This is a genomic window from Macrococcus equipercicus (assembly GCF_004359525.2).
GTDB classification, from domain to species: Bacteria; Bacillota; Bacilli; order Staphylococcales; family Staphylococcaceae; genus Macrococcus; species Macrococcus equipercicus.
The window spans coordinates 77623-94296 of the sequence record NZ_SCWC02000005.1 but is presented as its reverse complement, the minus strand read 5'-3'; the positions used below and the strand labels follow the sequence as shown (position 1 = coordinate 94296).

At 44.2% G+C, this 16674-nt stretch carries 17 protein-coding genes; 10 read left to right on the top strand and 7 right to left on the bottom strand.

Annotated elements, in window-relative coordinates; genetic code table 11:
• Position 1: 1 nt before the first annotated feature.
• Positions 2-868, bottom strand: coding sequence for a cation diffusion facilitator family transporter (locus ERX35_RS08195; protein WP_149459433.1), 867 nt, complete (start codon positions 866-868; stop codon positions 2-4).
• A 306-nt stretch (positions 869-1174) separates the two neighbouring features.
• Here ERX35_RS08195 and xdrA point away from each other — a divergent pair, with 306 nt between their 5' ends.
• The 6 genes from xdrA to yhaM all read left to right on the top strand — a co-directional run bounded on the left by xdrA (position 1175) and on the right by yhaM (position 8819).
• On the top strand, positions 1175-1639 hold the full coding sequence (gene xdrA / locus ERX35_RS08190) for an XRE family transcriptional regulator XdrA (protein ID WP_149459432.1): 465 nt from the start codon (positions 1175-1177) through the stop codon (positions 1637-1639).
• A 105-nt stretch (positions 1640-1744) separates the two neighbouring features.
• A complete protein-coding gene (locus tag ERX35_RS08185) occupies positions 1745-2107 on the top strand; it encodes a YlbF/YmcA family competence regulator (RefSeq protein WP_149459431.1) in 363 nt (120 codons plus the stop codon).
• 57 nt (positions 2108-2164) lie between these two features.
• Positions 2165-3640, top strand: coding sequence for a coproporphyrinogen III oxidase (locus tag ERX35_RS08180; RefSeq protein WP_149459430.1), 1476 nt, complete (start codon positions 2165-2167; stop codon positions 3638-3640).
• A gap of 156 nt (positions 3641-3796) precedes the next feature.
• Positions 3797-4978: a metallophosphoesterase family protein gene (locus tag ERX35_RS08175; protein ID WP_149459429.1), complete on the top strand. Its 1182-nt coding sequence runs from the start codon at positions 3797-3799 to the stop codon at positions 4976-4978.
• On the top strand, positions 4975-7878 hold the full coding sequence (locus tag ERX35_RS08170) for an ATP-binding protein (protein WP_149459428.1): 2904 nt from the start codon (positions 4975-4977) through the stop codon (positions 7876-7878). The genes ERX35_RS08175 and ERX35_RS08170 overlap by 4 nt, the downstream gene beginning before the upstream one ends.
• Complete coding sequence (gene yhaM / locus ERX35_RS08165; RefSeq protein ID WP_149459427.1) at positions 7878-8819, top strand: 3'-5' exoribonuclease YhaM; 942 nt, start codon at positions 7878-7880, stop codon at positions 8817-8819. Before ERX35_RS08170 ends, yhaM begins: the two co-directional genes overlap by 1 nt.
• A gap of 38 nt (positions 8820-8857) precedes the next feature.
• On the opposite strand, the gene ERX35_RS08160 is transcribed toward yhaM, so the two are convergent.
• From ERX35_RS08160 to ERX35_RS08140, 5 genes are all read right to left on the bottom strand, one after another.
• Complete coding sequence (locus ERX35_RS08160; protein ID WP_149459426.1) at positions 8858-9784, bottom strand: foldase protein PrsA; 927 nt, start codon at positions 9782-9784, stop codon at positions 8858-8860.
• A 98-nt stretch (positions 9785-9882) separates the two neighbouring features.
• A complete protein-coding gene (locus ERX35_RS08155) occupies positions 9883-10428 on the bottom strand; it encodes a DUF3267 domain-containing protein (protein ID WP_170234588.1) in 546 nt (181 codons plus the stop codon).
• A gap of 45 nt (positions 10429-10473) precedes the next feature.
• Positions 10474-11019, bottom strand: a complete 546-nt coding sequence (locus tag ERX35_RS08150) for an HTH-type transcriptional regulator Hpr (RefSeq protein WP_149459424.1) — start codon at positions 11017-11019, stop codon at positions 10474-10476.
• Between the two features lie 84 nt (positions 11020-11103).
• Positions 11104-11460: a YtxH domain-containing protein gene (locus tag ERX35_RS08145; RefSeq protein ID WP_149459423.1), complete on the bottom strand. Its 357-nt coding sequence runs from the start codon at positions 11458-11460 to the stop codon at positions 11104-11106.
• Between the two features lie 47 nt (positions 11461-11507).
• Positions 11508-11921, bottom strand: coding sequence for an HIT family protein (locus tag ERX35_RS08140; RefSeq protein ID WP_149459422.1), 414 nt, complete (start codon positions 11919-11921; stop codon positions 11508-11510).
• A gap of 110 nt (positions 11922-12031) precedes the next feature.
• Here ERX35_RS08140 and ERX35_RS08135 point away from each other — a divergent pair, with 110 nt between their 5' ends.
• A complete protein-coding gene (locus ERX35_RS08135) occupies positions 12032-12769 on the top strand; it encodes an ABC transporter ATP-binding protein (protein ID WP_149459421.1) in 738 nt (245 codons plus the stop codon).
• The gene (locus tag ERX35_RS08130; protein ID WP_149459420.1) at positions 12762-13979 is read left to right on the top strand and encodes an ABC transporter permease; all 1218 of its coding nucleotides are present in this window, start codon (positions 12762-12764) and stop codon (positions 13977-13979) included. Before ERX35_RS08135 ends, ERX35_RS08130 begins: the two co-directional genes overlap by 8 nt.
• 71 nt (positions 13980-14050) lie before the next feature.
• On the opposite strand, the gene ERX35_RS08125 is transcribed toward ERX35_RS08130, so the two are convergent.
• On the bottom strand, positions 14051-14548 hold the full coding sequence (locus ERX35_RS08125; protein ID WP_149459419.1) for a hypothetical protein: 498 nt from the start codon (positions 14546-14548) through the stop codon (positions 14051-14053).
• A gap of 136 nt (positions 14549-14684) precedes the next feature.
• On the opposite strand from ERX35_RS08125, the gene hemE reads away from it, so the two are divergent.
• Together hemE and hemH are read left to right on the top strand one after the other, a co-directional pair.
• On the top strand, positions 14685-15731 hold the full coding sequence (gene hemE, locus ERX35_RS08120; protein ID WP_425463265.1) for a uroporphyrinogen decarboxylase: 1047 nt from the start codon (positions 14685-14687) through the stop codon (positions 15729-15731).
• A gap of 13 nt (positions 15732-15744) precedes the next feature.
• Positions 15745-16665 carry a ferrochelatase gene (gene hemH / locus ERX35_RS08115; RefSeq protein ID WP_149459417.1) on the top strand — a complete coding sequence of 307 codons (921 nt, stop codon included), beginning with the start codon at positions 15745-15747 and terminating at the stop codon, positions 16663-16665.
• Positions 16666-16674 lie beyond the last annotated feature (9 nt).

The following is a 16674-nucleotide window of genomic DNA, read 5'->3' as shown; positions in this document are numbered from 1 at the left end:
ATCACTCCTCAGGTTCAATATGGACGATTGTTTCGACAGAACCGAACTCTTCTTTCATCTGCTGTTCAATCTGCTCTGCAATGTCATGACTTTCTTTCACAGAAAGTGTAGGTAGTACGGTGACGGTGACGTCGACAAAAGAGATGACACCGTGATTTCTGCCTTTTAAGTCGACGACCTGGATGACGCCGGGGATGGAGGAGACAAGATGTCTCATCCTGTCTAATGTTTCTACTTCGAAGCCGTCAGTTAAAGTGATCGCCGTATCCCTGAATATATCGACTGCTGTTTTCATGATGATGAAGCCGACGACGATAGCGGCGATAGTATCGAGCATCGGAACACCGACGTATACACCCATCACTCCGATAAATGTGCCGACGCTGACCAATGCATCGGATAAGTTGTCATAAGCGGCAGCCTTCAGAGCGCTGGAATCGACTTTCCTGGCAAGGTTCCGGTTATATAAGTAGACGCAGAACATGACAGCGGCCGAAATGATGGCGACTACAGCCGCTTCAGCGGTCGGCGTTGAATACGTGCCGCTCAGAAAGTTTGTCACACCATGCACAATAACCTGCACAGAGACTGCAAACATGATGAACGATGCTGTAAGAGAAGCGATGAATTCTGAGCGGTAATGCCCGTAGTTATGATTGGAGTCTGCGGGCTTCATGGAGATAGATAAGCCGACAAGAAGCGCAATAGATGAAATGACATCAGTCGCGTTGTTCAGACCATCCGCAATCAGTGCCTGTGAACCGTTGATCCAGCCGAATAATAACTTGGCAAGCGTCAGAACTATATACATTAAAATACTGAGCCGGGCACCTTTTTTAGCCTGCTCAAGCTTATCCTTAATATGCAATATCATCGCGTCCTTTACGTTTTGTACCGTCTTATTATGAGGCATTACCGGTGAAATATCTAGTGATAGTTTCCCGGAATAATGAAATCAGGCAGCACAGCACAGCGTGAAAAAAGAAAATTAAATCGTATCACCGCTCAATAAGTGACAAATTTGCGACAGAGGAAAAACTTCGAGTTTTTCCTCTTTTAATTTGCTGTAAATTATATTAAGATGGTAAATGTGTCTTAAAAAGATGTGTATTATTTCAATTTAATGCTCAGTGCATATGTTGAGCGTAAATATATAGAAGAAAGGTCGTATATAATGGATAAACAGAACTTCACAGATTTATTGCAGACAAAATTCAAAATGGTCCGTATAGAAGCAGGCTACACACAGGATACAATGGCTCAAACGATCGGTCTGTCTAAAAAAACATTAGTGCAAATTGAAAAGGAACGGGTGCTACCCAACTGGACAACATGCGTATCGTTATGTGCATTATTCAGAGATTCAGAAGTGCTGCAGACGACACTCGGCGGAGATCCGCTTGAAGTCATTCAAGTCATCTCACGCGGTGCATGTGCATACCCTAAAAATGAGAATCTTGATGAGCTGTGGTGGGAAACAAAGCAGAAAGAAGCAGGCTACACACTTCAGTTCAATAAAATTTCAAACCTTTACCGCGTTATTGATTCAGCTAATCAGCCGTTATTCGGCTCAAACAAAGAACGTGAAGCTGATACTTTCTTCAACAGAAGAGTGGCGGATCAGTTAATCAACGCTTAAGCAGACGACACGTCGTTTGCTTTTTTTATGTCTATAGTATCGATTGGTTAATCTGCTGAATTATGGTACATTATTAACAGACATTACTTAAAGGAGCCATTCAAAATGACAGTTAATATTTATGATGAAGCAAATCGCCTGGAAAGTGCATTACGTCAAAGTGACGAATACACGGCAGTAAAAACTTACTTCGAGGCAATCAATAATAACCCTGAATCAAAGCAGCTGTTCGATGAGTTCAGAAACATCCAGCTGACATTGCAGGAGAAACAGATGTCCGGCCAGGAGATCACTGAAGAAGATATCGCAAGTGCGAACAACGTCGCTGCTAAAATTGAGCAGGATGAAAATATCGCTAAGTTAATGCAGGCAGAACAGCGCATGAGCCAGATCATCGAAGACTTAAACCGCATCATCATGAGACCATTACAGGACTTATATGGTGTCAACGAACCGACTGAACAATAATAGTGAAAAATAAACGGAATGAAGATTTCGTTTATTTTTTTTAAGAGGTAAACAAAGATGAAGATATATGTAGATCATCCGGAACTTGAGCCGCAGCTCCTGTTCATCAAAAATATATTCAACCTGTATTTCGAGGATGTCTTCGTGCTGAACGGCAAAGGTGACAATCAGCTCACCTTCAATATAACGAACCATACGATGACACACGTCAAAGCTTGCTTGACGATAGCAGGACAAAGTTACCAGTCAGAAGCAGTGCGGCCTGAAACAGATAAGAAGTCAGTGAAGCAGGCGATAGCAAAAACTTTGGTCAACATGTTGACCGAGCATACAGGCATCACTCAGAGCTGGGGGACTTTGACCGGCATCCGGCCGACAAAGCTGTATCACCGGCTGTACCGGCAGGGACTCAGTCATGAAGCGATATGCGAGAAGCTTGCAGCCGATTATTTGATCAGCCGCGAGAAGCTGGACTTGATGCGTGATATCGTCCGTATTCAAAATGAAGCGATACCGGATTTATATGACTTGAAACGAGAAGTCAGCGTCTATATCGGTATTCCGTTCTGTCCGACGAAGTGTGCCTACTGCACATTTCCTGCCTACAGCATTCTTGTCCACAAAAATGATGTACCTGAATTTCTCGTCGGTCTTCTCCATGAGATCAAGGAGACAGGTGAGTGGCTGAAGAAAAACGACGTTAAAGTCACTTCTATTTACTTCGGGGGCGGTACGCCGACGTCTATTACACCGGAAGACTTGAAGCTGCTGCTCGACGAATGCTACCGTTCATTTGATATGACGGCTGTGCGCGAAGTGACCGTTGAAGCAGGACGGCCGGATACGATTGATCCCGCGACATTGGATGTACTGAATGACTTTCATATCGACCGCATCAGCATTAATCCGCAGAGCTTCACTGATGAGACATTGAAAGCAATCGGCAGACATCATTCAGTGGCAGAGACAGTGGAGAAGTTCAAGCTTGCACGGGAGCACCAGATGAATAACATCAATATGGACTTGATCATTGGTCTGCCTAACGAAGACCGGACACATGTGCAGCATTCCCTTGCTGAAGTGGCCAGGCTGAGACCCGAGTCGATCACTGTCCATACGCTGAGTTTCAAGCGTGCGAGTGAAATGACGCGCAATAAAGCGAAATATCCTGTCGCTGACCGCGATGAGATTATGACGATGATGGGACTGACAAAGACATATGCCCGTGATCATGGCTATGTTCCTTATTATTTATACCGCCAGAAAAATATTCTCGGTAATCTTGAGAACATAGGTTATGCGATTGATAAGGAATATTCACTCTATAATATTCTGATTATGGAGGAAGTCCAGACTATCCTCGGCATCGGCTGCGGTGCTTCAAGTAAGTTGATTCATCCTGAAACAGGGAAAATAGAAAATTACTTGAACCCGAAAGACCCGAAGAGCTACAACAAGTCATACAAACATTACACTACAGAAAAAATCAGGAAACTCGAGCTGCTGTATAACGGCACAGCTGTAGTCGAATAACATTCTGCGCAACGAGAGCAGCTGAATTTCACAAGATGTTCCTTCATTAACATAGATGAAGGAACATCTTTTATTTTAAGGAAAGATTCCTCAAGTCATACAACTCGCTTAATTTTTGTTGTAAAATAAATTGAATACTGGAAATGAGGGATTCTTATGATTAAATTTATCCATTGTGCTGATTTACATCTGGATGCACCTTTTAAACTGAACTATCATGTATCAGACGCAATTATGGAAGATATCCGCAGAGCTAGCTTTGAAAGCTTCAGGAGGCTTGTAACAGATGCTATTCATCAGGAAGTGGATTTCATCTTGATAGCCGGTGATTTATTTGATGCTAAGAACCAGTCGTTACGAACGATGATTTTCCTGAAGGAGCAGTTCGAGCGGCTGAAGGATGCACATATTTTTGTCTATGTCATTCGCGGAGAAGCTGATGATATCAAATATTCACGCATTAACTGGCCGTCCAATGTAGTGGTTTTCGGCGAACAAGTGGAAACATATGAATTTATCACTAAAGAAGGCAATGTTGTCTATATCCATGGTTTCAGTTACAAAGAACATATGAACTATCACAATAAACTTGAACAGTATCCGACTAATCAAGTAGATTCCAGCATACATATCGGGCTGCTGCACGGGACATTCGTGAAGCATCAGGCCCGGGATCCGCTGACTGAATTCAGTCAGGAAGAACTCAACGAAAAGCTGTATCATTACTGGGCACTTGGACATGTGCATGACAGAAGACTGATCAGCGAACTGCCTCATATTCATTATCCAGGTAATATTCAAGGGACTACGATGGACGAATCAGGCAAGAAAGGTTATCTGCTTGTAACGGGGGACCATGTATCGATGGATGTGGTCTTTGTGCCGACCCAGTTCATCCGCTTTGAAGAAGCTCAGATTAAGTTGACGGATACAGGGAAGAATGCGATTTATCAGGACGTGACTGATTTCAAAAATGACCAGAGAACGAACGGTAAATGTATTTATAAGATTGAACTGATCAATAACAGTGAGACACTGGTCAAACAAAGTCAGCTTGATGAGCTGCTGTCGCTGCTTCAGCAGTATGAGACGCACGAACAGAACTTTATCTGGATTGACCAGCTGACACTCACGCAGCCGCATGACGGCACAACGCTGCATCACGAATTTGACACTGCGTCATTGAATGACAGTACATTGTTCAATGACGCACTAAGTCCTCTCTATCACGATGAGACGTTCAGCCGCTTCCTTGATAACTATGAGACGTTCAGTAAAGAAGAGCTGCTTGCTACCGGCGAGAGAAAGATCAAAGCACGAATGAGGGATAACGAATGAACATAAAATCACTTGAAATATACGGTTACGGAAGACTGCAGCAGAGAAAGTATCAGTTAAACCGCTCATTCACTCAAATCTACGGAGAAAATGAAACCGGCAAATCGACGATGCAGCTCTTTATCCATTCTATTTTATTCGGCTTTCCGGGTCCTGATGAACCGAAGCTGATGCCGCGATTTGCGACGACTTACGGCGGTAATCTGATCATTGAGATAGATGGTGAAGAACTATTTGTCGAACGTGTCTACCGCGAGCATAAAGAAGAGCTGACCGTGATGTATCAGGATCAGCCGAAAGATGCAGCCTGGTTGAACCAGAAGCTGAGTTTCATCACTAAAGAGACGTACAGACAGATTTTCTCTTTTGATGTCTTGAGCCTGCAGCATGTCCACCAGCTGACAGAGAATAAACTGCAGACTTATCTACTGCAGGCAGGTGTCTTCGGTTCAACTGAATATTCCAGTCTGGAAAGCAAGCTGGAAGAGGAGAAGCTGAAAATTATTACTCATGACCACGAATCAGGGGAACTGTATGACCATCTGCTTACGCTTAATAACCTTGAAATACAGATCAGAGAAGAGGAGAACAAACTCCAGCACTATGATGTCCACACAAGCCGTGCGTATCAGCTGAAAGGCAAGATAGACATGCTGCGTTCTCATATTGACCAGTTGACAGAAATCCAGCAGCGGAAGCAGAAGGAAATGATGTTCCATGCTGATATGAAAGAATGGAAACAGCTGGAGCATCAGCTGAACATTGAACCGGTCGTGTTTCCTGACAACGGGATTGAACGCTATGAGTCATTAAAACGGCAGCGTTATAATAATGAACGCGATATTATGCTCCGCGCTGAAAAAGTGAAGCAGCTGACAAAAGAGGCGGCCATTGAACTGATGCCGGATGTTGCTTATGAGACGGCACAGGGGCTCCTTAAAGAAGAGCCGGTCATCAAGCAGCATGAAAAGACGCTGAACAATCTGGACCGCGATATACTGGATAAGCAGGCTGCCATGCATTCGCTGCAGACAGATATCGGCTGGTCCCGCTATGAAGATATTCCGCTCGGCGACTCACTGAAAGAGCAGATTATTTATAACGTCGCTGAAAAAGAGCGGCTGCTGTCACAGCTTGAACAGCTGAACCGTGAACGAGAGCAGGCAAAGTCAGAAGCAGCGATGACAGCGCAGGAGCGGGCAGAACTTGAACCTCATATCGTCTCCGATGATCAGTACAGTAACGGTATACAGCTAGGCGCTCAGCAGGATGAACTGGCTCAGAAAACAGAGCTGTACAACAAATTGAGCGCCGAGCAGAAGAGAAATGCAGCAGTCGATGAAGTAAAGCGTAAAAAATTAAACATCGCGTATGGGATTATTGCACTTGCAGCAGTGGCTGCGGCTGTTTACTTCTTCTTCAGTGCCATGCTGATTCCAGCTCTAGCGATGATCGTCATCCCGATCGGCATGATAATATTATTTCTGCTGAATAAACAACCACGTACTTATGAATGGAACATACTGGATGATGAAATTTCAGCTCTTGAGAGTTCCATTGCTGCATTGGCCGGCAGTCTTGATGACTCATTTGATCTTTCAGTACAGCGTGATTATAGAGAGCGGCTGACTGTACTTGACAGGGAACAGAAGCTTCATAAAAGAAAAGAGCAGCAGCTGAACAACAGTCTTGAGAAGAAGCAGGCAGCTTATGCTGTGATTGTCCGGGAGCTGGAGAAAACAAAGGAGCAGCTCCGGCTTCCAGCACATTTTGAAGATAGTCTGCTGCACCATGCTTATCGCACAGTCAGCAGGATGCAGCAGTTAAAAACAGCGATTGATCAGCTGAAAACGCAGTATCTGGCTCAGCAGTCAGTCATCGAGAATTTCAGAGCACGGCTGGCTGACTTCGGCGGGATTACTAATCATGAACACTTGACCGTTGCGTTCCAGGAGTTGAGCGCTATCGTAAAATCAGAAGAAAAGAAGCGTACGCATAAGCTCCGCCGCGACGAACAGCTCACCATCAGTGAACGAGAGCTCGCCGCAGTAAAAACTTCAGCCGATGAGATGAATGCAGAGATCGCCCAGCTTTTCAGCGATACAGCTGCAGCAGATGAAGCTGCATATTATGCCAGGTTTGCTGAATATAAGCAGTACAAGAAGGACCTTGAACGTCATCAGCAGTTAAGCCGTAAGCTGGAAGATGAAAACTTCACTTATGAGATGAACACAGAGCTCGCTCATACTTCAGCGGAAGACTTGAGAAGGTCAGAAGCAGAAATCAGCGATCAAATTCATGAGCTCAAAGATGCTCTCCAGCAAGAACAGTTTGAGCTGCACCGGACGGAACAGGAAATGGCTGAACTGGAGAAGGATACGACATTATCTGGACTGAACTATCAGTATGCGATTGAACGAGAGATTGTGAACAGACTTGCTAAAGAATACGGCGCATTGAATTATATCGAAACACTCATCGCATCGCACCGGCAGAAAGTCAAAGAAGAAAGAATACCGCATATCATTAGTGAAGCATCGCGTATCTTTAGTACACTAACAGAAGGTAGATATATTGCTGTAATGTATGAAGTAGAGCTGGTGGTCAAACATAAGGACGGTCAAGTGTATCATCCGACAGAACTGTCACAGTCGACGAAAGAGCTGCTCTATATCGCGATGCGGCTGAGTCTGATCCAGCATCTGCATCACCTGTATCCACTGCCGATTATTATCGACGATGCGTTCGTCCATTTTGATAAGCAGCGGAAGGACTTCATTATTGATTATTTGATGAGGAAAGAAGACAACCAGGTTCTCTACTTTACGCCTAACCGTTCAACAAACATACCGGGTAAAAATACGCTTGTACTTGAGCGTCACGACAAGGAGACTAAATAATGAGAACGATTGAAACGTTGAAGCCGGGGGAATCTGTGGATGCTTATTTCATGATTCACCGGGCTGTGCAAGGTGTGACAGGGCAGGGGAAGCCTTACTTGACATTATACTTAAAAGATAAAAGTGGTGACATTGAAGCGAAAGTGTGGACAGTCACTGAGGAAGACATCAAAAAGCTCGTCCCCGAAAAACTGATCCGCGTTAAAGGGGATGTCATTGATTATCGCGGCAGAATGCAGATGAAAATCAACCAGTTCCGCTTAGTGACACCAGAAGATGGTGTAAGGCTCGAGAACTTCCTCGAGTCTGCACCAGTTTCAGCTGATGAGATGACCGATCAGCTCATGACTTATGTGATGGACATCAGCAATGCGAACCTGCAGCGGGTGACACGACTGCTGCTGAAGAAATATCAGCAGGAATTTATCACGTATCCAGCAGCGAGTTCAAACCATCACAACTTTGTCTCCGGGCTGCTCTATCACGTTGTAACGATGCTGAAGCAGGCAGAAGCGCTGTGCAATATTTATCCGTCACTGAACCGCAGTCTGCTCTATGCAGGCATCATCCTGCATGATATGGGCAAAGTGAAAGAACTGTCCGGACCTGTCGCGACCAGTTATACAGTGGAAGGCAATCTGCTCGGACACATTTCGATCATGAGTGATGAAATTGCTGATATGGCGAAAGAGCACCATATTGAAGGGGAGGAGATTCTTCTCTTAAGACATTTAGTACTGTCGCATCACGGTAAGTATGAATATGGTTCACCGAAACTGCCGATGGTCAAAGAGGCGGAAATTCTGCATTTCATTGATAACATCGATGCGCGTATGCAGATGTTTGATAAACACCTGAAAAAAGTGGAGAAAGGTCAGTTCACAGAACGAATATTTGCACTGGAGAACAGACAGTTTTATAAGCCTTCCTCACTTGACTGAGACAAAATAAAAGCACAGCCGGCGGCTGTGCTTTTATTTTATTGCTGCTGAGCGCTTGAAGCCGTCAAAATCTGTTCTTCTACGACTTTCTTGATATCTTTATCTTTGTAGTCTACATTATATTCTTTAAGCAGTTTCTTATAAGCATCAATCATCACTTGAGGATTATTCTGAACTTTAGCTTGACGGACCTGGTCTTTCAAGTCAGCTTTCTTCTTATCGAAGTCATCCTGCTTATCTGCTTTAATGATATGGTAGCCGTAATCAGATTTCACAAGGCCGGACATTTCGCCTTCTTTAAGTTTGAATAGTGCATTTTCAAATGCTTCTACGGTCTGGCCTTTGACGACATAGCCGAGTGAACCGCCTGCTGCTTTAGAACCAGTATCTCCTGATTCTTTCTTCGCGATTTTAGCAAAGTCTTCCGGATGTGCTTTTACTTCCTGCAGAACTTCTTCAGCTTTTGCTTTCGCTTTGTCAGCTGTTAATCCGGATGGATCAGAAGAGGATTTGATTTTGATTAAAATGTGCGAAGCTTTTTTCGCATTTTTCTTTAAATCAGCGTCGGAGACTTTCACTGTCTCTTCCATCAGTTTTTTCTGATAAGCGTCATTGATGCGGGATTCTTTGTATTTAGCGATAGTCATACCGGCCTGCTGCTGCTGCAGAATAGATTCAAATTGTTTTTTACCGCCGTATTTCTTAACTTCAGCGTCGACATCTTTTTTGATTTTATCTTCATCGACTTTTTTGCCGTATTTATCTTTTAAAATGTCTGTAATGAGAATCTGAAAAGCTGTTTTAGCTACTTCATCTTTTCCCAACTGGTCGATGACGTTTGCAGAGCTGACGTCTCCTGCCTTAGATGTAATCAAAGTTTCTCCGTTGTTATTACCACACGCTGCCAGCCCAAGGACTGAAACTGATAACACAGCAGGCAGTACAGCTGTTTTGAATTTGTTCATTATAATTCTCCTTTTCTGAAAACGTACACCCAATATAGCATACTGAAATAATTGATTGCAATTTACTCTATCATTTACTGATTAAAATCAGATGAGAATTAACCATTACATTTAATTAATAACTCCAGGCCATAGCGTCTTTCTTCAATGAATGTGCCTCTTGGTGTTTTGATGATGTACTTCAGATAAATAAAGTCAATGAATGAAATGCCTGCATTGACTGAGCCGATAAATAATAAATAATGCCCGTATTGCGGCATCATCACGGCTGCAGTGACCGCAGCAGCCGTGATCAGGGTGAAAGGCAGTAGCAGTGCGATGGTGAAGTGCAGCTTGCTGACCGGATGATTAACACGAATGTTAAGCAGCGGCGGCCATGACTTTCTTGTGATCTTCTGGATGACGAGTGATCTCGTGTCGCCGATAAAAGCCAGCAGATGAATGATTTTATGGACCGGATAAATAGCCAGCAGACTGAACAGGAACAGCAGAAAGTTCTTATCGGTGAACCGGTTGCTGACTAATGAAATAAAGATTTCAAACGAAATAAGGAATACGATAATTGTGATAATAGCTGAAATAAACACAATGCGCTGAATACCATAAGTGGTTTTAATATTGAAATTTTTTGTGCATGAAAACACGATAAATACTCCTTGTTTGTATAATGGGCAGACATATCTTATGCATTATGCATTATCACTATCATTTTCGTCAAGTAGAAGCTTCAACAAATCATCATGACTTTTATTCAGCTGTTCAACAAACTCCTTGCCGTAAATCTGGCCGACCATAAACGTGATATCGGTGAATGGAGGTAAAGACAGCATCAGCTCACTGTATTCTTCGGCTGCATCATAAATGCGGTTGTCGATATCACTGTAGCCGATGTATGTCTCATACAGCAGATCTCGTCCTTTTTGAGTCAGTTCAAGATAAGTGTTACGTTTGTCATATTCACTTTTCGGCATCGTTAAATAACCGCGCTTCTCAAGATTTTTCGCAAAGTTGAACACGGTTGAGACATGCATGACACCATACTGGGAAACTTCAGATATTGTGGCCTTCTCAAGATTTCTGATAATGATTAGAATATGATGCTCATTAATATTCAAGTCGAAAGGTTTGATCCAATTCTGCCAGTCTTTCTCAACAGTTTTCCACAATGCTTTACTGAGCTGTGAAATTCTATGGGTGTATAACATTTTCTCGATGGTCTCCCGGTCTCTCTTCATCGCTTTACCTCCTTAATATAAAGAAAAAGCATGATGGTCGCATCATGCTTTTTGTACTTATTAATTATTATTTTAGCATAGCTGTTATTTTTTTGAAAACGTTTGTTTTACTTCATCTGCACGATTTTTGATATTTTCGATATTAGATTTCAGATGAGTGATATTTGGGTCAATATCGCTTTTGTACGTAGCGATCATCGTTTTGACTTCATCGCCCATCGTCTTCATCGCAGACTGGCTTTCATTTTTAGTTTTCATCACGTAATCTTTCACTTCTACCGCTTCAATTTTAAGCTGGCGGAGTAAGGACTTTGTTTCGTAAGAGTTAGAGACGAAGTTTTGTTCAGTTTCTCCTGCCGGACGCGGTGATTTCATCAATGCTGTGATGATACCTGTCGCCACGCCGGAAGTGAAGCCGATTAGCACAGTTCTTAGTTTCATGTTAATTCCTCCAATAGTTTTGTTAGTTATACCCCGACTGAGGAGAATCAAGCATCCTTAATCGTCTGCAGCAGTTCCGTCATTTCGTCAGCGTCCACATCATGTGTCTGCCATTTGTAGCCGAAGCCGTCTACATCATCTTTATAGCGGGGCATAATATGGAAATGCAGATGAAAGACACTCTGGTCAGCGAAGCTTCTATTGTTCTGAAGAATATTGATGCCATCCGGTTTTAACGCATCATCAATTTGCTGCGCGACTTTCTGTAGAGTAGCTGTCGTATGCTGTAGCACTTCAGGATCAGTGCTCAGCAGATCGTCGCTGTGCTGCTTCGGTACGACGAGCGTATGCCCTTTTGATACTTGAGAAATATCCAGGAAAGCGAGCGTATGGTCATCTTCGTATACTTTATACGATGGAATCTCACCGCTGATGATCTTACAGAAAATACATGTTGTCATAGGAGTCCCTCCAATCATTTAATGATATTATAGCATTTAATTGATTTCGATAGGTGAATGGATAAGTTATTTGATACAATATGAATTAAAGAAAAGCTGGAGGTGCAAGCGTGACTGTAGAAGTAAAACAGCTGACAGGTGGTTATGGTAATCAGCCTGTTATTCATGATATTGATTTCACATTACAGAAAGGGCAGATCGTAGGGCTTATCGGCTTGAACGGGGCAGGTAAAAGCACGACGATCAAGCATATGCTCGGACTGCTGAGACCGATGGCGGGAGAGATTGCTATTGACGGCCTGTCATTGGATGCGGCGCCGTATGACTACCGGCGGATGATCACCTATATACCGGAGACCCCGGTCCTCTATGATGAACTGACTTTAGAGGAGCACATCGATATGACGGCGATGGCTTACGGCCTGACTAAAGACGAAGCGGTGGCAAGAAGTCTGCCGCTGCTTCGCATTTTCCGGCTGCAGGATAAGCTGAAGCAGTTCCCGCAGAACTTCTCCAAAGGGATGAAGCAGAAAGTAATGATTATTTGTGCGTTCATCAGTCAGCCGCAGCTGCATATCATCGATGAGCCGTTTTTAGGGCTTGACCCACTCGGCATTCAATCGATGCTTGAACTGATGGTCGAAGCACGTGAGGCAGGCCGCACTGTACTGATGAGCACCCATATACTCGCAACCGCTGAGAAGTACTGTGATTATTTCCTCATTATGCATCAGGGCCGGCTCGTCGCTAAAGGTAATATGCAGGAGCTGCAGGATGCTCTCAGCATGCCGGGACAGTCACTTGATAACATCTACATCCGTCTGACGCAAGGTGATGTGAATGGTTAACGCACAAACATTGTTTGCCAAACGGTCAAATGACAATAGAGCTGAAGTGCTTCGTTACAGCAGATTTATCTTTAACGGCCACTTCATCTTATTCTTGTCCATCGCGTTCGGGGCGCTGATGCTGCAGTACGCTGAATTATTGAAACATCTGCCGAAAGGCATTAATTATCACCTTATCATCGCTCTGCTGCTCTCTTTAGGCGGCATCGCGCCGCTCAGGACGTATTTCAAGGAAGCGGACCAAGTGTTCCTGCTGGCCTATGAGCGGCAGCTGAAAGATTATGTGAAGAAATCGATCAGAGCAGCATTCATCAAGCATGCAGTAATCTGGTCGCTGTTTTTTGCCTTATTGTATCCGCTCTATCACGCAGGCGCTCACTTTTATTTCATCGGTATGATAGGTGCCTATTTATTCGGTGTGGCAGCCATTCTGCTTGGTCTGCTTGTCCGCTGGTCAGCGATGAAGCTCGGCATCAGCAATCTATCAGTTAACATTCTGCTGTTCATCATCTTGATGGCCGGCATTTATAACTCGCTGGAAGGTGTGTATTTTACAGCACTGACAGAACTCCTGTTTCTCGGAGGTCTGCTGTATTTAATGAACAGCATAGCGAAGAACTATGTGTTTAAGTGGGATGACATTATTGATTATGAGCAGGAGCTGACACAGCGCCAGTATAAGACAATCAATATGTTCACTGACGTCAAAGGACTGAAAGACAATGTCAGACGCCGCAGATTTTTAGACGGACTGCTGAAGCAGCCGGCTGCAGATTATAATCATGAAGGGATGTTCCTGTATTTGTTCAAACGCAACTTTGCCCGCAGTAAAGATGCGTTCTGGATCATTATCAGACTGGTTGTCATCGGCGGGATAGTGATCTGGCTCGTCAGACAGCCCGTTATAGCTGTAATCATCGGTATTTTCATCGTCTATATTATCGTGCTGCAGTCCTCCCAGTTTTACAAGCAGCAGGCGTATCAGTTATGGCCGCAAGTGTGGCCGGTGAGAGAACAGCTGGTGATGGACGGCTTCCGCAAGTTTTTATGGCAGCTGTCACTAAGTGCGGCGCTCTTAATCGCATTGCTTTATATCGCTTGTTATCCAGGTCATTTCTACTATGCGGTCTTGTTCTTTGTCATCATGTGGTGGACGAATCAGCAGGTGATGGGCAAGCTGAAGAAGAAGATGACACTGCTGAAAGATTAGGTGTTTTATCATAATATGTAAAAGCGGACACCTTTATAAGGCGTCCGCTTTTTTAAATACCGTATAAAACGTCAGTCAGTAACAGGCAGCAAAGTTTTTGTGAAATGAATGTTCGAGATAAAGTCAGCAGTCTGATACTGCTTCAATACGCTGTCCTCGTAACGCTCACGGTATACTGAACTTTTCTTGAAATCACTTAACGTGCTCTCGTCGCTGAACTGCAGCACGACGCAGAACGTCTGTCCGCGCAGTGGTCTGAGCAGCCGGTAAGCCTGGTAACCCTCATAATCACTGAAGTTTGCCGGACGGGACAAGCTGCTTTCGGCCACTTTGCGGCGTTCGTCACTGACCTGGAAGTAGCGCAGCAAGACCGGAACATCTGACGTCATCGTTCCGTCTGCTTCGACGACTTCAAATGCTTCCGGAGAACTGAACACGGATTTGGCGGTGCTTTCTTCATAGAGCACTATATCTTCCGGACCGGCAAATTTCAGAAATGTCCGGTCTTCATGTTTATCGATCAGTCGCTGCATATAATATTCTGAGCCGTGCGTTAAATAGGTGAACATGTTATCACTCCTTTTTTAATATTTTACCCAATTATTTTGTATTATGTCAGTTTTATGACAAATCCATATTCAACAGCGGCATATCAATGGTTGTGTTAAAATAATTTATAATCATTATTAAGTAGGAGGAATAGCTTTGAAGCCGTTCAACGATACAATTTTAAAGGCCGCATATGGTGAGAAAACGACACATACACCGGTCTGGTTCATGCGTCAAGCAGGCCGCAGTCAGCCTGAGTACAGAAAGATCAAGGAAACACATTCTTTATTTGAGATCACACATGACCCTGAGCTGTGTGCTTATGTCACGAAATTACCGGTCGACCAGTACAACACTGATGCAGCTATTTTATACAAAGATATTATGTCGCCGCTCGGTGCGCTTGGTGTCGATGTAGAGATCAAGTCAGGCATCGGCCCGGTCATCGGCAACCCGATCCGTCATATCAGTGACGTTCAGAAACTCGGTGAAATCCATCCGGAGCAGGATGTCCCTTATATTCTTGATACGATTAAACTGCTGACGACTGAACAGCTGAATGTACCATTGATTGGATTCACAGGTGCGCCGTTCACGCTGGCGAGCTATATGATAGAAGGCGGACCTTCAAAGAACTATAATAAAACTAAGGCATTTATGTATGAACAGCCTGAAAGCTGGCACCTCTTGATGGAGAAGCTGGCTGATATGTGCATCACTTACACGCACGCGCAGATTGATGCAGGCTGCAAGATGATTCAAGTGTTTGATTCATGGGTCGGTGCATTGAACCGTGAGGACTACCGGATGTTTATTGCACCACATATGCAGCGCATCTTCAGCGGTATTAAAGAGAAGAATGTACCTGTGACAACGTTCGGCGTCGGCGCAAGTCATTTAGTCGAAGAATGGAATGCACTGCCGGTCGATGTAGTAGGTCTTGACTGGCGTCTGCAGATCGATGAAGCACGCCAAAAAGGCATCACTAAAACATTGCAGGGCAACTTGGATCCTGCTATTCTGCTTGCACCCTGGGCAGTGATTGAAGAGCGCCTGACGCGTATTTTAGAGCAGGGGCTGCAGTCAGACAGTTATATCTTTAATTTAGGCCACGGCGTATTTCCTGAAGTGAAGCCTGAAACGTTAAGACGCGTCTCAGAATTTGTTCATACGTATTCAGCAGATTATAAATCGAAACATTAAGGAGTTCAGCGCAATGAAAAAAAGAGGATTACTTGTTATGGCGTACGGTACGCCTTATAAAGAAGAAGATATCGAACCATACTACACGCATATTAGACACGGCAGAAAACCTTCTGAAGAAAGCCTGCAGGATTTAAAGGACCGCTACAAAGCGATCGGCGGCATTTCACCGCTTGCCGGAACAACAGAACGTCAGGCAGCAGCACTGCGTGACGAACTTAACAAAGATAAAGACGTTGAATATGTTCTTTATATCGGCTTGAAACATATTGCACCGTTCATTGAAGATGCTGTGAAACAGATGCATGATGACGGTATTGAAGAAGCAGTGACGATTGTACTGGCGCCGCATTATTCAACATTCTCTGTCGCTTCTTATAATGACCGTGCCGCTGAAGAAGCAGCTAAATACGGCATCAAACTGACACATGTCAAAGATTTCTATCGTCAGCAGAAATTCATCACATTCTGGCGCAACCAGGTCGATGATACATTGAAGTCCATTCCGGATAATGAATTAGCTGATACTGTGCTTGTCGTCAGCGCGCATAGTCTGCCGGAAAAAATCAAGGAGAAAGGCGATCCGTATCCAGACCAGCTGGCACATACAGCGCAGTTGATCAGCGATGCCTCTCAAATAAGAAACGTTGCCATCGGCTGGCAGTCTGAAGGGAACACACCGGATCCGTGGCTTGGACCGGATGTCCAGGATTTAACGCGTGAACTGTATCAACAGCACGGCTACAAACATTTCATCTATACACCGGTCGGCTTCGTCTGTGAACACCTGGAAGTACTGTATGACAACGACGTCGAATGCCAGACGGTCTGCCGCGAAGTCGGTGCGGTCTATCATCGTCCTGCGATGCCTGACACACACCAGCTGTTTATTGAAGCGATGGCCGACGAAATCCATTCAGTATTAAATTCATAAGAAATGAAG

Excerpts from the sequence above, each read along its gene's own strand:
- xdrA (WP_149459432.1), top strand. The coding sequence starts at position 1,175 with ATGGATAAACAGAACTTCACAGATTTATTGCAGACAAAATTCAAAATG.
- ERX35_RS08185 (WP_149459431.1), top strand. The coding sequence starts at position 1,745 with ATGACAGTTAATATTTATGATGAAGCAAATCGCCTGGAAAGTGCATTA.
- ERX35_RS08180 (WP_149459430.1), top strand. The coding sequence starts at position 2,165 with ATGAAGATATATGTAGATCATCCGGAACTTGAGCCGCAGCTCCTGTTC.
- ERX35_RS08175 (WP_149459429.1), top strand. The coding sequence starts at position 3,797 with ATGATTAAATTTATCCATTGTGCTGATTTACATCTGGATGCACCTTTT.
- ERX35_RS08170 (WP_149459428.1), top strand. The coding sequence starts at position 4,975 with ATGAACATAAAATCACTTGAAATATACGGTTACGGAAGACTGCAGCAG.
- yhaM (WP_149459427.1), top strand. The coding sequence starts at position 7,878 with ATGAGAACGATTGAAACGTTGAAGCCGGGGGAATCTGTGGATGCTTAT.
- ERX35_RS08160 (WP_149459426.1), bottom strand. The coding sequence starts at position 9,784 with ATGAACAAATTCAAAACAGCTGTACTGCCTGCTGTGTTATCAGTTTCA.
- ERX35_RS08150 (WP_149459424.1), bottom strand. The coding sequence starts at position 11,019 with ATGAAGAGAGACCGGGAGACCATCGAGAAAATGTTATACACCCATAGA.
- ERX35_RS08145 (WP_149459423.1), bottom strand. The coding sequence starts at position 11,460 with ATGAAACTAAGAACTGTGCTAATCGGCTTCACTTCCGGCGTGGCGACA.
- ERX35_RS08140 (WP_149459422.1), bottom strand. The coding sequence starts at position 11,921 with ATGACAACATGTATTTTCTGTAAGATCATCAGCGGTGAGATTCCATCG.
- ERX35_RS08130 (WP_149459420.1), top strand. The coding sequence starts at position 12,762 with ATGGTTAACGCACAAACATTGTTTGCCAAACGGTCAAATGACAATAGA.
- ERX35_RS08125 (WP_149459419.1), bottom strand. The coding sequence starts at position 14,548 with ATGTTCACCTATTTAACGCACGGCTCAGAATATTATATGCAGCGACTG.
- hemH (WP_149459417.1), top strand. The coding sequence starts at position 15,745 with ATGAAAAAAAGAGGATTACTTGTTATGGCGTACGGTACGCCTTATAAA.